The following is an 18916-nucleotide window of genomic DNA, read 5'->3' on the forward strand; positions in this document are numbered from 1 at the left end:
GAAGCCCTCCACCAGACTTCCAGCACCAGGACAGAGACCCCATGTTCCGTACCGCCCTGCGCAACGTGCTCGCGCACAAGGCCAGGCTGCTGATGACGGTGCTCGCCGTCACCCTCGGCGTCGCCTTCGTCTCCGGCACCCTCGTCTTCACCGACACCCTCGAGAAGTCCCTCTCCGGCCAGAGTGCCAAGGACTACGAGGGGGTCGCCGTCTCCGTCACCTCCTACGGCCAGGGCCGCGACGAGAACGGGCAGAAGGAGGGCGAGCCCGGCCTCAGCCAGCAGACCCTCGACAAGGTCAAGGCGCTCCCGGGCGTCGGCTCCGTCTCCGGCCGCGTCTCCGGCTTCGCCGGCGTGGGTGACGAGAACGGCAAGCTGATCGGCTCCGGCTGGTCCAACAAGGGCGGCAACTACACCCCCGTGAAGGACGGCAAGGACCCGCGCTACGCGTTCGTCCGGGGCGCGGGCCCCGCCAGGGCCGACGAGGTCGCGCTCGACGAGGCCACCGCCCGGGCGGGCGCCTACCAGGTCGGCGACAAAGTCCGCGTGGCCACCAACGGCCCGGTCAAGGAGTACTCCCTGGCCGGCGTCTTCACCACCGAGGACGGCTCGGTCCAGGCCGGCGGCAGCCTGGTGCTCTTCGACACCAAGGTCGCCCAGGAGCTCTACCTCAAGCCCGGCTATTACCAGGAGCTGTCGGTCGCCGCGAAGGACGGCGCGTCCGCCGAGAAGCTGCTCGCCGACATCACGCCCCTGATCGACGGCGAGCACACCAAGGCGCAGACCGGCGCCGCGCTCGCCAAGGAGCAGGCGAAGAACATCGAGCGGGACCTCGGCCAGATGGGCACCATGCTGCTCGTCTTCGCCGGCATCGCGCTCTTCGTCGGCGTCTTCCTCATCTACAACACCTTCACCATGCTGGTCACCCAGCGCACCAAGGAGCTGGCGCTGCTGCGCGCCGTCGGCGCCAACCGCGGCCAGGTGATGCGCTCGGTCCTCGCCGAGGCCCTGGTGGTCGGCGTCGTGTCCGCCGCCATCGGCCTGGTCAGCGGCATCGGCCTGGCCGTCGGCATCCGCTCCCTGATCGGCTCCTTCGGCGCCAAGCTCCCCGGCGGCGGCCTGGTGATCGCACCGACCACCGTGGTCGCGGCCCTGGTCATCGGCGTCCTGGTCACCATGATCGCCGCGGTCCTGCCCGCCTGGCGCACCGGCCGGATCGCCCCGGTCGCCGCCATGGGCAGCGCCCACCTCCCGGCCAGCGCCAAGTCCCTGGTGCTGCGCAACGTGATCGGCTCCGTCATCGGCGTCCTCTCTGTGGGCTTGGTGCTGCTGGGCGTGTCCATGGGCAAGGACGAGGGCCGCATGGTCATCGGCGCGGGTGCGTTCTTCATGCTGATCGGCATGATCGTGCTGCTGCCGCTGCTCTCCAAGCCGGTCGTCGCGGCCGTCCGCCCGCTGCTGCAGAAGGTGTTCGGGGTCCCCGGCAAGCTGGCCGCCCAGAACGCCGTGCGCAACCCGCGCCGCACCGCCGTCACCGCCGCCTCCCTGGCGATCGGCCTGACCCTGGTCACCACCCTGTCGGTGCTCGGCGTCACCGTGGGCCAGGTCGTCGACCGGATGAGCACCGAGAAGCTGAAGGCCGACTACCGGGTCTCCATGGCGGGCGACATGGGCAGCCTGGACAAGTCGGTCGCCGAGACCCTGGCCGGGGCGCCCGGGATCAAGGCGGTCTCCCCGCAGGCGGCGGGCTATTTCATGGTCGGCGAGGACTTCCGGTCGGTCTCCGGTGTCACCCCCGCCACCATCGGCCAGATGCTGAACATCGAGGTCACGGGCGGTTCGTTGGACAGCCTCGGCAGGGGTGAGCTCGCCGTCGCCGAGAAGACCGCCCGGAAGCAGAACCTGGCCGTCGGCTCCACCCTCCAGGTCCGGTACGACGACGGGCAGCAGGCAAGCCTGAAGGTCGGCGCCCTCTACAAGGACATGGACGGCCTGCTCTCCCCCTACGTCCTCGACAACAAGATCCTCGGCGAGCACAGCGAGGAGAGTCACGTCCGCGAGGTGTACGTCAACGTCGCGGGCGGGGCCTCGGCGGCGGGCCAGCAGAAGGTCGTCGACGCCCTCGGCAAGAACCCGGCGATCACGGTCGCCACCCGGCAGGACATGCGCAACGAGATGGGCGGCATGATCAACACGATGCTGAACGTCATGTACGGCCTGCTCGGCATGGCGCTGATCATCTCGGTGCTCGGCGTCGTCAACACCCTGGCCATGTCCGTCTTCGAGCGGACCCAGGAGATCGGCATGCTGCGGGCGATCGGCCTCGACCGCGGCCGGGTGAAGAACATGATCCGCCTGGAGGCCGTGGTGATCTCGCTCTTCGGCGCGGTCCTCGGCGTCGCCATCGGCGTCTTCCTCGCCTGGGCCGTCGGCAGCACGCTGGCGAACGCCATGCCGAACTACGAGCTGGTCCTCCCGTACGACCGGATCGGCGTCTTCCTCCTGCTGGCCGCCGTGGTCGGTGTCCTGGCCGCGATGTGGCCGGCCCGCAGCGCCGCCCGGCTGAACATGCTCACCGCCATCAAGACGGAGTAGCGCACCTGCCGTTCGGCGGGACGCGAAGGGCCCCGGGGCGCGCCCCCGGGGCCCTTCGGCTCGTCCCCGCCCCCTCGCGACCCGGCGCCGTGGCGGGCCCTCACGCGCCCCAGGTGCGCAGCCGCAGCGGCAGCCCGGAGTCGCCGTCCGCGCCGGGGCGCACCGCGAGGACCTGGTTGACCCCGAGCCGGCCGTGCTCGAAGCCGAGCGCGGAGGCCGCCATGTACAGCAGCCACACCCGGGCCCTGCCGGCCGAGGTGAGCCGCACCGCCTCGTCCCAGTGGGCCTCCAGGCGGGCCACCCAGGCCCGCAGGGTCAGCGCGTAGTGCTCGCGCAGGGCCTCCACGTCGCGGACCTCGAAGCCGGCCCGCTCCAGCTCGCCGACGGTGCTGCCGAGCGGCGCGAGCTCCCCGTCGGGGAAGACGTACGCGTCGATGAACTCGTCGATCCGGTACGCCTGCTCGTCGGGCTCCGGCCGCCGGGCGATCTGGTGGTTCAGCAGCCGCCCGCCGGGGCGCAGCAGGGCGTACAGGGTACGGGCGTACTCGCGGTAGCGGTCGGAGCCGACGTGTTCGGCCATGCCGATCGACGAAACGGCGTCGTAGGGGCCGTCCTTGACGTCGCGGTAGTCCTGGACGCGGATCTCGACGCGGTCGGCCAGGCCCTCCTCGGCGACGCGCTTGCGGGCGAAGGCGGCCTGCTCCTGCGAGAGCGTGATGCCGGTGGCCCGGACCCCGTGCTCCCGGGCCGCGTGCAGGACCATCGAGCCCCAACCGCAGCCGACGTCCAGGAGCCGGGCCCCGGGCGCCAGGGCGAGCTTGCGGCAGACCAGGTCGAGCTTGTCGCGCTGGGCGTCCTCCAGGGTGGCCCCGGGGCTCCAGTAGGCGCAGGAGTACACCATGGACGGGCCGAGCACGTGGCCGTAGAACTCGTTGCCGACGTCGTAGTGGTGGCTGACGGCCGCCCGGTCGCGGTGCCTGGTGTGGACGGCCCCGGTGCGCCGGGGCGCCTCCTCGGGCGGCGGGGCGGGCGCGGGCCAGGGCCGGGCCAGCGCGGCGAGGTCGCGCACGGCGGCCCGCACGGCCGGGTCGCGCAGCAGTCCGACGGTCCCCGCGGCGCGGGCCGTCCGGGCGTGCCGGGCGGGGTCGGCCGGGGCGGCGGGCTCCCGCTCCCACAGCAGCCCGGCCACCCGGTCCAGCAGGTCGAACAGATCGCCCTCGACGGTCAGGTCGCCCGCGACCCAGGCCCGCGCAAGACCGAGCTCGCCCGGCTTCCAGAGCATGCGGCGCAGGGCCCGGCGGTTGGCCAGCACGAGGGTGGGGCCGCCGGGGGGACCGGCCTCGCTGCCGTCCCAGGCGCGCAGGCGGACGGGCAGCGGGGTGCCCAGCAGGGTCTCGGCGAGTGCGGCCAGCCGCGGCGCGGCGTCGGTCATCTCGGCACCTCCAGAAAGCTCCGACAGGGCGGACTACCCATTCCCGGTCCCGGACATGCCGAAGGGGCCGCCCGCACCACGGATGGCGGGCGGCCCCTTCGGGCCGTGCTGGAGGTGTTCCGGTCAGGCCCGGGTCAGGAGGCCTTGGCCTTCTGGGCCGGCGTCGCGGTCGCGGCCGGGGCGGGCTTGGCGGCCTCGTAGAACTCCTCGCGCGGGCTCTCCAGAGCACCGAGGGAGACGACCTCGCGCTTGAGGAACATGCCGAGGGTCCAGTCGGCGAAGACGCGGATCTTGCGGTTCCAGGTCGGCATGGCCATGCCGTGGTAGCCACGGTGCATGTACCAGGCGAGCCGGCCCTTGAGCTTGATCTTCATCTTGCCCATGACGATCATCGCGACGCCCTTGTGGAGGCCGAGGCCCGCCACCGCACCCTTGTTGGAGTGCGCGTACTCGCTCTGCGGGAAGCCCCGCATGCCCGAGATGACGTTGTCGCCGAGGACCTTGGCCTGGCGCAGCGCGTGCTGGGCGTTCGGCGGGCACCAGGCGTTCTCGACGCCGGCCTTGCGGGCGGCGACGTCCGGGACCTGGGCGTTGTCGCCGGCGGTCCATATGTAGTCCGTGCCCTTGACCTGCAGGGTCGGCTCGGCGTCCACGTGGCCGCGGGGGCCGAGCGGCAGGCCGTAGCGGGCCAGCACCGGGTTGGGCTTGACGCCGGCGGTCCACACGATGGTGCTGGAGTCGACCTCGAGGCCGTTCTTCAGCACCACGTGGCCGTCCACGCAGGAGTCCATGGAGGTGTTCAGGTAGATCTCGATGCCGCGCGACTCGAGGTGCTCCTTGCCCCAGGTGCCGAGCTTGGGCCCGACCTCGGGGAGGATCTTGTCGGCCGCGTCGACCAGGATGAAGCGCATGTCTTCGCGCTTGATCGTGGAGTAGTACTTCGCGGCGTCGCGGGCCATGTCCTCGACCTCGCCGATCGTCTCGGCGCCGGCGAATCCGCCGCCGACGAAGACGAAGGTGAGGGCCTTGCGGCGGACGTTCTCGTCCGTCGTGGACTCGGCCTTGTCGAGCTGCTCGAGGACGTGGTTGCGCAGGCCGATGCCCTCTTCGACGCCCTTCATGCCGATGCCCTGCTCGGCGAGGCCGGGGATCGGGAAGGTGCGGGAGACGGCGCCGAGCGCGATCACCAGGTAGTCGAAGGGCAGCTCGTACGCCTCGCCGACCAGCGGCGTGACGACGGCGACCTTGCGGTCCTGGTCGATGCTGGTGACCCGGCCGGTGAGTACCTCTGCCTTGGGCAGCACGCGTCGCAGCGGGACGACGACGTGCCGAGGCGAGATGCTGCCTGCGGCCACTTCGGGGAGGAAGGGCTGGTAGGTCATGTACGAGCGCGGGTCGACGACCGTGACGGTCGCCTCGCCGTAGCGCATCTTCTTCATGATGCGCTTGGCTGCGTACAGGCCTACGTACCCACCTCCTACAACGAGGATCCTGGGACGCTCCGTGGTGCTCATGGAAACGAGTATCCAGCACCCGAAGGGGTGTCGCTCGTGAGCCCCTTCACAAGGTGTCGGAGGGCCTCTGCTACACTCCGCCGCCCACGTGACACAGGTCATGGTGCGCCACGGGAACCGCGGTGGGCCGGGAGTCGTTGTTCACCCGTCCTGAACTGGCCTCCTGGCCCTGGACGGCACTGGACGACGGGGGTTCGTCCATACCTCCGACACGGAACCCGTCGCGCCCGCCGATCGCACGAACGGGCACGAACAGAGGCCCGCGGGCCCCGGAAGGGGGCCGAAAGCCCCTCTCGCGGGCCCCGCAGCCTTCTTTTCCTTGTGAAGAACTTCACGAAGTTCGTGTGGATCACCGCCCGCAAGTCCTCCGCGAACCCCTTCCGGAGCCCCCGGAACACCCCTACGGCCCCTCGACGCCACGCCGTTCGGGCCGTCGACCGGGCGATGCCGCCCGGTCCCTCCGTGAACCCGCGGGGCGTTCCGGTTCACCACCGCGGCACGCCGACGGTGCTCCGGTCAGTCGACCGGAGCACCGTCGCTCGGCGGTTCGGCGGGTCAGACCGGCCTCTGGTCGCTCTCGGCCTCTTCCGCGGCCTTGATCGCGATGCCGTCGAGGATGTCGTGCTCCGAGACGATGACCTCCGAGGCACCGATGCGCTCCATGACCGCCAGGAGGACGAGGGCGCCCGCGCCGATCACGTCCACCCGGCCCGGGTGCATCACGGGGATCGCCGCGCGCTCGGCGTGGGTCGAGGTCAGCATGCGCTCGCTGATCTCGCGGACCTGCTCGTAGCCGATCCTGGCGTGGTGGATCCGCTCGGAGACGTACTCCGACAGGCCGAGCGCGATCCCGGCGACCGTGGTCACCGAGCCGGCCAGGCCGACCAGGGTGCGGGCCTCGGCCAGCGGGACCGTTTCGGCGGCCAGGTCCAGCGCCGCCTCGATGTCGGCCCGTACGGCGGCCACTTGCGCGGCGGTCGGCGGGTCGCTGACGACCCCGTCCACCACCAGGTGGCGCTCGGTCATCCGTACGCAGCCCACGTCCACGGAGCGGGCGGCGCGCACGCGGTCCTCGCCGACCACGAACTCGGTCGAGCCGCCGCCGATGTCCACCACCAGGAACGGCCGCTCCAGGTGGCCGTGTGCGACGAGCTCCCTGGTGGCGCCGGTGAAGGAGAACTCCGCCTCCTGGTCCCCGGAGATCACCTCGGGCTCCACGCCCAGGATCTCCCGGACGCCCCGGACGAAGTCGGCCCGGTTCTCCGCGTCCCGGGAGGCCGAGGTCGCCACGAAGCGGACCCTCTGCGCGCCGAGCTCCTCGATGACCGCCGCGTACTCCCGGCAGGCCGCGAAGGTGCGCTCCAGGGCCTCCGGTGCCAACCGCCCCGTCCGGTCCACGCCCTGGCCGAGGCGGACCACCGTCATCCGCCGGTCCAGTTCCACGAGGTCACCGGTGACCGGGTCGCAGTCGGCGACGAGCAGGCGGATGGAGTTCGTGCCGCAGTCGACGGCCGCGACCCGGGTCACGCGCCCGGCTCCTCGTCGGCCGCCGCCGCACCGCACGGGGTGACGCATGGGCCCTTGGCCCACCACTCCGGCAGCATCGCGAGCGCCTCGTCGCCGAACGGGTTCACGCCCGGGCCCGCGGCCAGCGAGTGGCCGACGAGCACGTGCAGGCACTTGACCCGGTCCGGCATCCCGCCGGCGCTGGGGAAGCCCTGGAGCACCTCGATGGCGTCGCGGCGCCGGATGTAGTCCTCGTGCGCGGCCCGGTAGGCGGCGGCGAGCTCGGGGTCCTCGGCGAGCCGGGCCTGCATCTCCTTCATCACGCCGTTGGCCTCCAGCGTGCCGATGGCGGACGCGGCTCGCGGGCACGTCAGGTAGTACAGCGTCGGGAAGGGGGTGCCGTCGGGGAGCCGCGGCGCGGTCTCGACCACGTCCGGCCGGCCGCAGGGGCAGCGGTGGGCGATGGCGCGCAGCCCGCGCGGCGGGCGGCCGAGCTGCTGCTCGAACGCCTCGATGTCCGCGTCGGTCGGCTCGGTCCGGTCGGTCTGGGGCGGGGGCGTCTGCATGCCTTGAGGAAGTCTCTTCGTTCTCGTGGATGGGTACTGCGGTACGGGTCTGGTGCGTGCGGTGCGGAGCGGGTGCGGACGGGCTCACTCGCCGGGGCGGTCGGCCTTGTCCACGCCGTCCCACACGTTGGAGTACCAGGGGCGGTCGGAGCCGGCTTGCCCGCTCCGGTGCCGCTCGGCCGCCGCCCGGGCCCCCGGGTCGGTCATGATGTAGCCGATCTCCCCGGGACGCAGGAAGTGCAGGTGCTTGCGCGCCTGCTGCTCCGCGTAGGCGTCGTCCTGCCAGCGGGCCTTCTCGTCGCGGAGCCGCTCCAGGCGCTCCCGCGCGGCCGCCGCGGCCCGCTGCTGGTCGGCGATCTCCGAGCGCTGGGACACGTACTGCCGCATCGGGTACGCGAGGGCGACGACCAGCGTACAGAGGACGAGCACCAGGAGCGCGGCGCGGCCGGTGAGCCGGCTGCGCCGGACCTGGCGGCGCGACTGCGAGCGGTAGACGTGCGCGGCGGTCCGCTCGCCGAGCTGCTTGAGCCTGGTCGCGGTGGAGAAGGTGGAGAACCGATCCCGGTTCCCGGCCATTGATCCGCCTCCCCTGTGTACGCACTACGCACTACGTCCCCGCACACGGTACGGGACCGAGTGCGGGGACGTACGGAGGCGAGGGCGTGATTAGCCCTTGAAGCGCGGGAACGCGCTGCGGCCCGCGTACACCGCGGCGTCGTCGAGGATCTCCTCGATGCGCAGCAGCTGGTTGTACTTGGCGACGCGGTCCGAGCGGGCCGGGGCGCCGGTCTTGATCTGACCGCAGTTCACGGCGACGGCGAGGTCGGCGATGGTGACGTCCTCGGTCTCGCCGGAGCGGTGCGACATCATGCACTTGAAGCCGTTGCGCTGGGCCATCTCGACGGCGTCGAGGGTCTCGGTCAGCGAACCGATCTGGTTCACCTTCACGAGCAGGGCGTTCGCGGAGCCCTCCTCGATGCCGCGGGCCAGGCGCTCGGGGTTGGTGACGAAGAGGTCGTCGCCGACGATCTGGACCTTGGTGCCCAGGCGGTCGGTGATGGTCTTCCAGCCGGCCCAGTCGTCCTCGAACAGCGGGTCCTCGATGGACACGAGCGGGTACGCCTCGACGAGCTCGGCGTAGTAGTCGGTCATCTCGGCGGCCGAGCGGGACTGGCCCTCGAACTCGTACTTGCCGTCCTTATAGAACTCGGACGCGGCGACGTCGAGCGCGAGCGCGACGTCGGTGCCCGGGGTGTAGCCGGCCTGCTTGATGGCCTCGACGATGAGGTCGAGCGCGGCGCGGTTGGACTCCAGGTTCGGGGCGAAGCCGCCCTCGTCACCGAGACCGGTGGACAGGCCCTTGGTGTGCAGGACCTTCTTGAGGGTGTGGTAGACCTCCGCGCCCCAGCGCAGCGCCTCGGAGAAGGACTCCGCGCCGATCGGCGCGATCATGAACTCCTGGATGTCCACGTTGGAGTCGGCGTGCGACCCGCCGTTCAGGATGTTCATCATCGGAACGGGCAGCAGGTGCGCGTTCGGGCCGCCGAGGTAGCGGAAGAGGGGGAGGTCCGAGGCCTCGGACGCGGCGTGCGCGACGGCGAGGGACACGCCGAGGATGGCGTTGGCGCCGAGCGAGCCCTTGTTGTCGGTGGCGTCCAGGTCGAACATGGCCTGGTCGATCAGGCGCTGCTCGGTGGCGTCGTAGCCGACGAGCTCCGGGCCGATCTGCTCGATCACGGCGAGGACGGCCTTCTCGACGCCCTTGCCGAAGTAACGGTCGGGGTCACCGTCACGCAGCTCGATGGCCTCGAAGGCACCGGTGGAGGCGCCGGACGGAACTGCAGCACGGCCGGTGCTGCCATCGTCGAGGCCCACCTCGACCTCGACCGTGGGGTTGCCTCGGGAGTCCAGGATTTCCCGGGCTACGACGACGTCGATGGACGGCACGAGCATCTCCTTCTGGGATGTGACGCTGGGTGTGCGGTGGCGTCAGGCCGTGGGATGGCCTTGCCGCCTAGAGCCTAACCGGATCCGGGCACTCGGCCCGCCGACCGCCCGGGTCCTGGGACGAAAAAGGGTCCGAATACCCCTGTTCCAGGACATAGAGCGCCCGGCCACCGGGGGCCCGGCCCCTGACACGCCACCGCCCGGCGCGTGGGGGGAGACGCGCCGGGCGGTGTGTGGTGGTGCGTGGTGCTCACGGACTGCGCGGCTGTCGCCGCGCCGGTCAGCTGAGCTTCAGCTTCTGACCCGGGAAGATCAGGTCGGCGTCCGAGACGATGTCCTTGTTCAGCTCGAACAGCTTCTCCCAGCCGCCCTGCACGCCGTTGGTCTCGGCGATGGTACCCAGGGTGTCGCCGGCCTTGACCGCGTACGAGCCGTTGCCGGTCTTCGGGGCCGGGGCCGCGGAGCGCTCGGAGCGGGTGGTCGGGGCCTCGGAGCGCTTCGTCTCCTGCTTCGGGGCCGCCTGCTTCGGGGCCGCCTGCTTCGGGGCCGTCTGCTTCGGCGCCGTCTGCTTGGGCTCGGTCTTCTTCTCCTGCTTGGGGGCGGCCGCGGTCGCGCCGCCGCCGGTGTAGGAGGAGTTCGACAGACCCTTGCCGCAGTGCGGCCAGGCACCCTTGCCCTGGCCCTTGAGGACCTTCTCCGCGACGGCTATCTGCTGGGCCTTGGAGGCCTGGTTGGCCTGCGCGGCGTACGACTTGCCGCCGTACGCGGCCCAGGTCGAGGACGAGAACTGCAGGCCGCCGTAGTAGCCGTTGCCCGTGTTGATGGCCCAGTTGCCACCGGACTCGCACTGCGCGACCTTGTCCCACTCGGACGCGGTGGCGGCGCTGGCGGTGCCCGCGGCCATCAGGGGGGCGGCGACGGCCACACCGGCGACACCGGCGAGCGTGACGATGCGAACGGCCTTGGAACCGCGACGGTGCTTGCCCTTGCCGGAAAGCAGCATGGAGTTTCTCCTCACCGACGCCTACGAGGTGAGCTGTCGGGTTCGGGCGAGTGAGTTGCCCGGCCGTGCGACCTAGCGCACGTCTTGACCCCTAGCCGGTGGCGTGACCGTCTCTCAACGGCCGCTCCCGGCGCCTACCTTGGTTCCCCCGCTCCTGCCTTCGGCGCTTGACGCGACGACTGTTCCCCCCGTCCGCCGGCAGGATTCGGCGATGCGGTCGAAGGAGCCCGCGGTGGCGGGCGATTCAGAAGGTAGACAGGTCTCCCCCCGATGTTCAACGGGCGTTTTCGGGGGAATCGGCCCCTACTTGCGCTCGCCGCGGGGACGTTTGCGCAGGTGAGGGCCGGGTTTGCGGAAGCCCCCGGGCGAGACACGCCAGTTGACCGGAAGAGACGCATGTCTCACTTGATCAAAACGGACAATCGACTCTTTCCGACCGGCCGAAGTGCCCCTATTCGGCGGTTAGATCCAGGTTCTGGCCGGGCTTGATCAGGTCTGCGTCTCCGCCGATGACCTGCTCGTTGGCCGCGTAGAGCGCGTTCCAGCCGCCCTCGAGTCCCTTGGCGTCCGCGATGGCCGTCAGGCTGTCGCCCGCTTTGACCGTGTACGTGGGCGCGGACGGGGCGTCAGCGGGGCCGGACACCTCGACGGCCGGCGTGCCGCGGTGCTTGCCGCTGCCCTCGGGGGCCGTCGCGGGCGTCGCGGGCGGGGTCGTCGGGGTGGTCGGCGCCTCGGGGCTCACCGGAGCCGTCGGGTCGGCCGGGGCCGTGGGGTCGCCCGGGGTGACCGGCGGCAGGCCAGGGGTGGTCGGCGGGGTGCCGGGCGGCGTGGTGGGGGGCGTGGTGGGCGCGTCCGGGTTCACCGGGGCGGTCGGAGCGGTGGGGTCGGTCGGGGAGGGCGTCGGCTCCGGTTCGTCCGGCGAGGGCATGACGGGCAGTCCGAGGGAGGGCGCGAGCGGGCCGTCGGGCAGCGCGAACGACGGGCTGCCGGACGGGGTCGGCGCGGGCTGCGTCGGGGCGCCGAAGTCGGTGGAGGGCCTGCCGGTCCCGGTGGTGGGGACCTGGTCGTCCGGGCGGGAGGGGGCGCCGGCCGCCTGCGAGCCGCCGGGCAGCCCCGGATCGACCTCGGCTGCGGGGCCCTGCGCGTCCAGCCCGGCCGAGGCCGCGCACAGCGGCCACGCCTGCGGGCCCTGGGAGGCCAGGACCCGCTCGGCCACGGCGATCTGCTGGGAACGGCTCGCCAGGTCGGCCCGCTCGGCGAAGTCCAGGCCGCCGGCGTTGCTCCACTGCTCCTGGGTGAACTGCAGGCCGCCGTACTGGCCGCTGCCGAAGTTCGCACTCCAGGCGCCGCCGCTCTCGCATTCGGCGACCTTGTCCCACGTGGCCGTGTCGGCCGCGGTGGCGTTGGTGGCGGCGAGCAGCGGCAGTGCCAGCGCGGAGCCGGTGACTCCGGCGGTGACGACTATCGCGGGCACCTGGCGGGGGCGTCTGTGTCGGCCGTTCCCGGAACGCATGATGCTGCACCTTTCGCATAACGGCGGGGTAACGGCAGAACCTAGCGGCCTTCGAACGGTTGTCACAACTCCGGTCGGCTCCTGACGTCCGGTCAGTTGGCCTTCAGATGTTTATGGGTGTGAAGCGCACGGGAAGGGTGCGCAGGCCACGCATGATCAGTCCGCCGCGCCAGCGCAGGTCCGCTGGTGGAACGGCGAGTTCCAGATCAGGCAGACGCGTGAGCAAAGTCGCAAGCGCGGTCTGTCCCTCGAGTCGGGCGAGCGGAGCGCCCAGGCAGTAGTGGATGCCGTGCCCGTATCCGAGGTGCTGGTTGTCCGTCCGCGAGAGGTCGAGGGTGTCCGGTCCGGCGAACCGCGCGGGGTCGCGGTCCGCGGCCGCGAGGACGACCAGGACCGGCTCCCCCGCGGCGACCCGCTGCCCGCCGAGGGTCAGCGGCTCGGTGGCGAAGCGCCAGGTGGCCAGCTCCACGGGACCGTCGTAGCGCAGCAGTTCCTCGACGCCGGTCTCCAGCAGGCCGCTCTCGCCGGCCGCGAGGGAGGCCTGGAGGCGGGCGCGCTCGCCCGGGTTCATGAAGAGGGAGTGGACGCCGTTGCCGATGAGGTTCACGGTGGTTTCGAAACCGGCGAAAAGCAGGATGAAAGCCATGGCGGTGGCCTCGGCCTCGGTCAGATGGTCACCGTGGTCGCTCGCCCGGATCAGGTCCGAGATGAGGTCGTTGCCCAGATCGTCCCGCTTGCGGTGGATGAGTTCCCCGAGATAGGTCCGCATCTGCTTCACGGAACGGGCGACTCCGCCGCGCGGACCGCCGCCGTGGCGGATCATCATTCCCGCCCAGTCGCGGAAGTCGTCCTGGTCCTCGCGCGGTACGCCGAGCATCTCGCAGATGGCGTAGATGGGGAGCGGGAAGGCGAACTCGTGGATCAGGTCCGCCTCCCCCCGCTCCGCGAACCCGTCGATGAGGTGGTCGGTCAGCTCCTGCACCCGCGGGGTGAACTCGGCGACCCTGCGCGGGGTGAACGCCTTCGACACCAGCCGCCGCAGCCGGGTGTGGTCCGGCGGGTCGATGTTGAGCAGGTGCGTCATCAGCTCCGCCTTGCGCTCCCCCGGGATCCCCGTCTTGCCCTTGGCGTGCGCGGGCTCCGCGTGGTGCGCCGGGTTCTTGCTCAGACGCTGGTCGGCGAGGGCCTGGCGGGCGTCCGCGTACCGGGTGACCAGCCATGCCTCGACCCCGCTGGGGAGCCTGGTGCGGTGCACCGGGGAGTGCTCGCGCAGCCAGGCGTAGGCCGGATAGGGGTCGGTCGCGAACTCCCAGTCGAACAGGGTCGGCCCCGGGTGGGAACCGTCGGCCGAGGGGGTGTCTGCGGGCTCTGCGGGGGTCTGCTCGTGCACCCGACGACCGTATCCCGGCTCCGGACCCCCGTCCCAAATGGGCGCTTCGTCGCGGCTGTCCGCAGATCCATCCTCCCTTGACGGCGGCTCGCACGGCGTTCCTACTGTCGGCCTTGTGGATGTGAGGATCTTGAAGAGCAGTTTCGCGGTGGTGGAGAGACGGGCCGAGCACGCGGTCAAGTTCTTCTATTCCCACCTCTTCTGGCACAACCCCGCGATGCGCGAGCTCTTCCCGGACTCCTCCGAGGACATGGAACGCCAGCGGGACCGGCTCTTCGCCGCGCTCACCCACGTGGTCGCCCACCTGGAGGACGACGGCCTGCTGCCCTACCTCCACGAGCTCGGCCGCGACCACCGCAAGTTCCGCGCCGGGCCCCGGCACTACGCCGCCGTGGGCGCCAGCCTGCTCGCCGCCCTCGCCGAGGCCGCCGGCGAAGCCTGGACCCCGCGGGTGGAGAAGGCATGGGCCGAGGCGTACCGGCTGATAGCCGACGCGATGCTGGCCGGCGCCGCCGCGAGCGAGGAGCCGCCCTGGTGGGACGCGGAAGTGGTGCGCCACCTCCGGTACGGGGAGGACATAGGGGTGCTGACCCTGAAGCCGCACGCCCCCTTCCCCTACCTGCCCGGCCAGTACACGAGCGTGAGCAGTCCCCGGGTCTCCAGGGTCTGGCGCACCTACTCCCTCGGCAACGCCCCCCGCCCCGACGGCACCCTGGACCTGCACGTCAGCCTGATCGAGCGGGGGCGGCTCAGCACCCCCCTGGTCCGCGACGTGGAGCCGGGCGAGAGGCTGCGGCTCGGCGCCGCGGCCGGGCGGCTGACGTTCCGCCGGACCGACCGTCCGGCCAGCCTCATAGCCGCCGGAACCGGCTGGGCACCGGTCCGGGCCGTCCTGGAGGACCTCGCACGGCACCCTCCCGACCAGGACGTACGGCTCTTCGTGGTCGCGCGGGACGCCTCCTACCTCTACGACCGGCCGTTCATCGACGCCTTCGCGGCGGCCTGCCCCTGGCTCGCCGTCACCTACATCACGCCCGCTCCCGGGCAGCACCGCAACCAGGCCACCGACCGGCTGGCCACCGCGCTCGGCACCCGGGGGCTCTGGCCCGAACAGGACGTCTACCTCAGCGGGCCGCCCTCCTTCATCGAGGAGACCGCCTGCCTCCTGGAGGAGCTGGGCGCCGCCCCCGGCCGGATCTTCCACGACTCCGTACCCGCGGCCGGACGCGGCCACGGGCCGAACGGCCGCCCGCTGGGCTTCGGGGAGTGGTTCCTGAACCGCCCCGCGCCGCACTGGCACAACCCGTCGGGGCGCGCGCCGCGGGACGACCGGTAAGCGGTGCTGCGCCCTACGCGACGCCCTCGGCGGCGCGGATCGCGTCCCGGTAGACGCGGGCCGCCGCGCGCAGCGCCGTCTCGGGGTCGGTCCCCTCCGCCTCGGCGCGTGCCGCCAGCCGGAGCAGTTCGTAGCCGATGCCCTCGCCGCGGGGCAGTTCCACGTCCACCCCGCCCGTACGCACCCGGCCGGCGAGCTTGGCCGCGAGCGCGAGGCCCGGCTGGCCGAGCGGGATCCCGTCCGTGACGGACTCCCGGCCCTTCTCCACCGCCTTGGTGCGCTGCCAGTGCGCGCTGACCTCCTCCGGGGTCTCGGCCTGCTCGTCGCCGAAGACGTGCGGGTGCCGGCGGATCAGCTTGTCCACCAGGGTGGCGGCCACGTCGTCGATCGAGAACGCCCCGACGTCCCCCTCGTCGTCCCCGTCGTCCTCGGCGACCCGGTCGTCCCCTGCCCCGCCGGCGCCCTCCTCCGCGATCCGGGCGTGGAACACCACCTGGAGCAGGACGTCCCCGAGCTCCTCGCGCAGCTCCTCCCGGTCCCCGGCCTCGATGGCCTCGACCAGTTCGTACGCCTCCTCGATCGCGTACTTGGCCAGGCCCCGGTGGGTCTGCCGGGAGGTCCACGGGCACGCGCGCCGGACCCGGTCCATCACCTGGACCAGGTCGAGCAGCCGGGCCCCCGGCAGGTCGTAGGAGCCCGGCAGCAGCTCCAGGTCGGGCATGGCGACCCGGCCGGAGCCCGCCAGGCGGGCCAGCCCGTCGGTGAGCCGCTGGTCGCCCTCGCCGCTCAGGAGCACCACGACCGTGGCGCCGCCGGCGCAGGCCGCGACCAGTTCCCGCGCCTCGGGACTGCTCTGCACCACCTCCACGCCCGCGTCCCCCAGGTACGGGAGCTGCGGGTGGTCGGGATCGGCGCACAGCACCCGGTCCGCGGAGTGCAGGGTCTGCCACGCGGGCCAGGACAGCACGCCGGGGGCGACCCGGTGGCTGGTGGTGAGCAGGACGATGCGGCCGGTGGGCTCGGCCGTGGTGGAGGCGCGGGGGTCGTGGTCGGTCACCCTGCGAACCTACCCCCGCGGGCGGGTGTCAGGCTCCGGCGGGTGCCTGCTCGGGGCGGGTCCGCTGGGTGATCCAGGGGGTCTCCCCGGCGCCGAGCTTGATCTGCTGCACGTCGAAGGAGCCGTAGCGCGGGTTGACCTCGATGTGCAGGGCCTTCGCCGCGGTCCGGGCCGGCTCCTCCAGCTTCCCGTTGCCGTACTTGGCGGTCAGCTTGGTCAGCAGCACCCGGTCCCGGAGGAAGCGGTCGACCTGGCCTGGGGCCATGGCGCCCTTCTGCAGCAGCAGCGCCTCGAACTGCTCGGCCCCCTTGTTCTCCTCGACGTACGCCTTGCGCTCGTCCTGGACCTCCTTGGCGGAGACCGCGATCCCGGCGGTCTCGGCCATCTTGTCGATGATGCGGCTCTGCAGCATCGAGTCGAGCTTCTGGCGCTCCAGGTTGGGGGTGCTCGCGATGAGCTCCGCCGCGGCCTGACCGGTGCGGTTCTGGGCGGCGCGCACCTGATTCACCTGGGCCTGGAGGGCGGAGGTGGTGATGCGTTCACCGCCGACGACGGCCGCGGTGCCGGGGCGCGCCTGCCCCGACGAGCAGGCGGACAGCAGGGGGGCCGCCAGCAGCAGGGCGGTGGAGACGGAGAGCGCTGTGCGACGGTGCAAAGGAGCCTCCAGGGCCGGGAGATTGTGCGTCGGTGCACAAGGGCCTTGCGATGGTCGATGGTATGCAGTCAGGGTGATCCGAGCCACTGATTCGACCAACGATTCCGCAGGTGTTGAGGTGCGCCGCCGGCGGTGGCCGCGGGCGGCGGTCCGAGCGGCCGGCCGGCCGCTCCCGCGCCGGCGGCGTCAGCGGACCTGACCGAGCCAGTGCAGGGTGCGGCGGACCTCGCCCGGGAAGGGGTGGTTGGGACCGTGCAGCCGTTCCGCGTCGAACAGCAGGCGGGCCAGGGTGTCGCGGGCCGCGGACCGGTCGCCGAGGGAGAGCAGCAGGTGGGCTATCCGGCGGCGGACCTCCAGGGGGAGCCCGGGGTCGGGGTTGGCGTAGTGGTTCTCGAAGAGCGGCAGCAGCGAGCGGTACTCCGCGAGGGCCGCGGCGGGCTCGCCGAGCTGCTCCAGGCACTGCGCCGCGTCGTAGCGGAAGCGCAGCGCCTGCGGGTCGCCCGCCGGGAACTCGTCGGCGAGGCGGCGCAGTTCGGGCAGGGCGCGGCGGTACTGGCCGTCGTCCATCAGGGTGGCGGCGTACTGCTTGCGCAGGGAGCGGACCACCGGCGAGTGCTCGCCGTGCTGGGCCGCCGCGGCCGGGAGGATCCCGCCGAGGATGTCGCCGGCCTGCGTCAGCCGGCCCTGGTCCAGCAGCTTGCGCGCCTCGTCCACGGCGCCGGGGATGTCGGGGCCGGCGGGCGCCGGGGTGGGCGGGGAGGTCGGCTGCGGCGGTATCACGGTGGCCCGGTCGGGCCACGGGGCCTGCGGGCGCAGGAAGGGGCGGGTGGGGTCGAGCGGGCCGGAGGGGGCGCGGCTGCCGCGGGCGGGCAGCAGCGGCGCGAGGGCCTCGTAGACCGCCTGGGCGGAGGGGGGGCGGTCCTGCGGGTCCTTGGCGAGCAGGCGCAGCATGAGCGCCTCGAGCTCCGCCGGGATCTCCGGACGCCGGGGGCGGACCGGGGCGGGCGGCTCGTACAGGTGGCGGTGGAGCACGCCGAGGGCGGTGGATCCCGCGAAGGGGACGTTGCCGCTGAGGAGTTCGTACAGCAGCACGCCCAGCGCGTACAGGTCGGTGTACGGGCCCACCGCACCGCTCATGGCCTGCTCGGGCGCCATGTACGCGGGACTGCCGATGGGGGTGCCGGTGCTGGTGAGGCGGGTGGTGTCGGTGTCCATCACCGAGGCCACGCCGAGGTCGAGGACCAGGACGGTGCCGTCGGGGCGGACCATCACGTTGCGCGGCTTGAGGTCGCGGTGCACGATCGGCACCGCGTGGACGGCGGCGAGCACCGAGCACAGCTGCGCGACGACCGACACCGCCCACGGCCAGGGGTAGGGGTCGTGCGCGGCGAGGTGGTCGGCGAGGTCGGAGCCCTCCACGTAGCCCATGACGAGGAAGAGTTCGTCGCCGTCGCTGCCCGCGTCGTGCACGGTGACCAGGCCGGGGTGGTCGACCTGGGCGGTGACGCGGCACTCGCGTGCGAAGCGGCGGCGCAGCTCCTCCGCGACGCTGCCCGGCCCGGCGACCTTGTCGGGCCGCAGCAGCTTGACGGCGACCCGCCGGTCGAGGCTCCGGTCGTAGCCGGCCCAGACCTGGCCCATGCCGCCCTGGCCGAGGATCGACGACAGCTGGTAGCGGTCCGCGATGATCCGGTCGGTCACTGATCCGGGTCCTGGATCGCCGTCCGGTTCGGGTCCTGGTACGGGCCGCCGGGCGGCGGGGTCTGCTTGCGCAGCAGTTCGCTGAGCTCGTCGAGTTCGGCGCGGACCTGCCCGATGCGCGGAGGCGGGGTCGGCTGCGGGAGCTGCTGCGGGAGCTGGGGCACCGGGGTGGTCGTCCGGGAGTGGGGGTAGCCGTAGGAGGGCGCGGTGGTGTGCTGTCCCGTGGTGTAGGGGACGGGCTGCGCCGGGTACCACTGCGCCCGCGGGCCCGCGGCACGCTGCCTCTCGTGGTGGCGGATGTCGGCGACGAGGAAGTACACGCAGGTCGCGAAGCCGGTGAGGATGATGCCGCCGGCCCCGGTGTTGCCCTGCCAGCCGTCGGTGTCCGGGGTCGGGTCCAGGCCGATCAGCACCACCGAGCCGACGGAGAGCGCACCGCTCACCGCGAGCAGCCACCAGTCCCGGGCGGCGCGGGTGACGAGGGCGAGCCGCAGCATCGAGCCCCAGGCCAGGAAGCCGCAACTCAGGATCGGCAGCAGCGCGAAGACCACGCGCAGGGCCACCACGCCCCCGGAACTGGGCTGGTGGCCGTGCTGCGGCGGGAGGCCGGGGGCGTGCATCGGGTGCTCCTGACGGGCCGTGCGGAAAGGGTTTCGGGGATGAGCGTATACAGCGATTCCGGCCATGGTGAGGGGATGTGCG

The 18916-nt window shown here is 72.4% G+C and carries 15 protein-coding genes and 1 riboswitch; of the genes, 2 read left to right on the forward strand and 13 right to left on the reverse strand.

Features of this window, described 5'->3' with window-relative positions:
- Window positions 1–41: 41 nt before the first annotated feature.
- On the forward strand, window positions 42–2594 hold the full coding sequence (locus AC07FY_RS16575) for an ABC transporter permease (protein ID WP_479006499.1): 2553 nt from the start codon (window positions 42–44) through the stop codon (window positions 2592–2594).
- Window positions 2595–2694: 100 nt separating this feature from the next.
- On the opposite strand, the gene AC07FY_RS16580 is transcribed toward AC07FY_RS16575, so the two are convergent.
- The 9 genes from AC07FY_RS16580 to AC07FY_RS16620 form a co-directional block, all read right to left on the reverse strand.
- Entirely contained in the window at window positions 2695–4026 is a 1332-nt protein-coding gene (locus tag AC07FY_RS16580; protein ID WP_479006502.1) for a class I SAM-dependent methyltransferase, read from the reverse strand.
- A gap of 134 nt (window positions 4027–4160) precedes the next feature.
- Entirely contained in the window at window positions 4161–5540 is a 1380-nt protein-coding gene (locus tag AC07FY_RS16585; RefSeq protein ID WP_479006505.1) for an NAD(P)/FAD-dependent oxidoreductase, read from the reverse strand.
- Between the two features lie 555 nt (window positions 5541–6095).
- Window positions 6096–7067, reverse strand: coding sequence for a Ppx/GppA phosphatase family protein (locus tag AC07FY_RS16590; protein ID WP_479006508.1), 972 nt, complete (start codon window positions 7065–7067; stop codon window positions 6096–6098).
- On the reverse strand, window positions 7064–7612 hold the full coding sequence (locus AC07FY_RS16595) for a DUF501 domain-containing protein (RefSeq protein ID WP_479006511.1): 549 nt from the start codon (window positions 7610–7612) through the stop codon (window positions 7064–7066). The genes AC07FY_RS16590 and AC07FY_RS16595 overlap by 4 nt, the downstream gene beginning before the upstream one ends.
- A gap of 84 nt (window positions 7613–7696) precedes the next feature.
- Window positions 7697–8188: an FtsB family cell division protein gene (locus tag AC07FY_RS16600; RefSeq protein ID WP_479006514.1), complete on the reverse strand. Its 492-nt coding sequence runs from the start codon at window positions 8186–8188 to the stop codon at window positions 7697–7699.
- Window positions 8189–8278: 90 nt separating this feature from the next.
- Complete coding sequence (gene eno / locus AC07FY_RS16605; RefSeq protein ID WP_479006517.1) at window positions 8279–9565, reverse strand: phosphopyruvate hydratase; 1287 nt, start codon at window positions 9563–9565, stop codon at window positions 8279–8281.
- 274 nt (window positions 9566–9839) lie between these two features.
- Window positions 9840–10562 (reverse strand): transglycosylase family protein, encoded by a 723-nt coding sequence (locus AC07FY_RS16610; RefSeq protein ID WP_479006520.1) that lies wholly within the window; start codon window positions 10560–10562, stop codon window positions 9840–9842.
- A gap of 3 nt (window positions 10563–10565) precedes the next feature.
- A riboswitch (cyclic di-AMP (ydaO/yuaA leader) is annotated at window positions 10566–10738 on the reverse strand.
- Between the two features lie 275 nt (window positions 10739–11013).
- Window positions 11014–12075, reverse strand: a complete 1062-nt coding sequence (locus AC07FY_RS16615) for a LysM peptidoglycan-binding domain-containing protein (RefSeq protein WP_479006523.1) — start codon at window positions 12073–12075, stop codon at window positions 11014–11016.
- A gap of 103 nt (window positions 12076–12178) precedes the next feature.
- Window positions 12179–13465 (reverse strand): cytochrome P450 family protein, encoded by a 1287-nt coding sequence (locus tag AC07FY_RS16620; protein WP_479006526.1) that lies wholly within the window; start codon window positions 13463–13465, stop codon window positions 12179–12181.
- 121 nt (window positions 13466–13586) lie between these two features.
- Here AC07FY_RS16620 and AC07FY_RS16625 point away from each other — a divergent pair, with 121 nt between their 5' ends.
- A complete protein-coding gene (locus tag AC07FY_RS16625) occupies window positions 13587–14801 on the forward strand; it encodes a globin domain-containing protein (RefSeq protein ID WP_479006529.1) in 1215 nt (404 codons plus the stop codon).
- A gap of 13 nt (window positions 14802–14814) precedes the next feature.
- On the opposite strand, the gene AC07FY_RS16630 is transcribed toward AC07FY_RS16625, so the two are convergent.
- From AC07FY_RS16630 to AC07FY_RS16645, 4 genes are all read right to left on the reverse strand, one after another.
- On the reverse strand, window positions 14815–15858 hold the full coding sequence (locus AC07FY_RS16630; protein ID WP_479006532.1) for a nucleoside triphosphate pyrophosphohydrolase: 1044 nt from the start codon (window positions 15856–15858) through the stop codon (window positions 14815–14817).
- A gap of 28 nt (window positions 15859–15886) precedes the next feature.
- A complete protein-coding gene (locus tag AC07FY_RS16635; protein WP_479006535.1) occupies window positions 15887–16513 on the reverse strand; it encodes a SurA N-terminal domain-containing protein in 627 nt (208 codons plus the stop codon).
- Window positions 16514–16699: 186 nt separating this feature from the next.
- Complete coding sequence (locus AC07FY_RS16640) at window positions 16700–18214, reverse strand: protein kinase domain-containing protein (RefSeq protein ID WP_479006537.1); 1515 nt, start codon at window positions 18212–18214, stop codon at window positions 16700–16702.
- Window positions 18211–18834: a hypothetical protein gene (locus AC07FY_RS16645; RefSeq protein ID WP_479006540.1), complete on the reverse strand. Its 624-nt coding sequence runs from the start codon at window positions 18832–18834 to the stop codon at window positions 18211–18213. The genes AC07FY_RS16640 and AC07FY_RS16645 overlap by 4 nt, the downstream gene beginning before the upstream one ends.
- Window positions 18835–18916: the final 82 nt, after the last annotated feature.

The sequence above is a fragment of the Streptomyces sp. NPDC045967 genome (assembly GCF_056430495.1).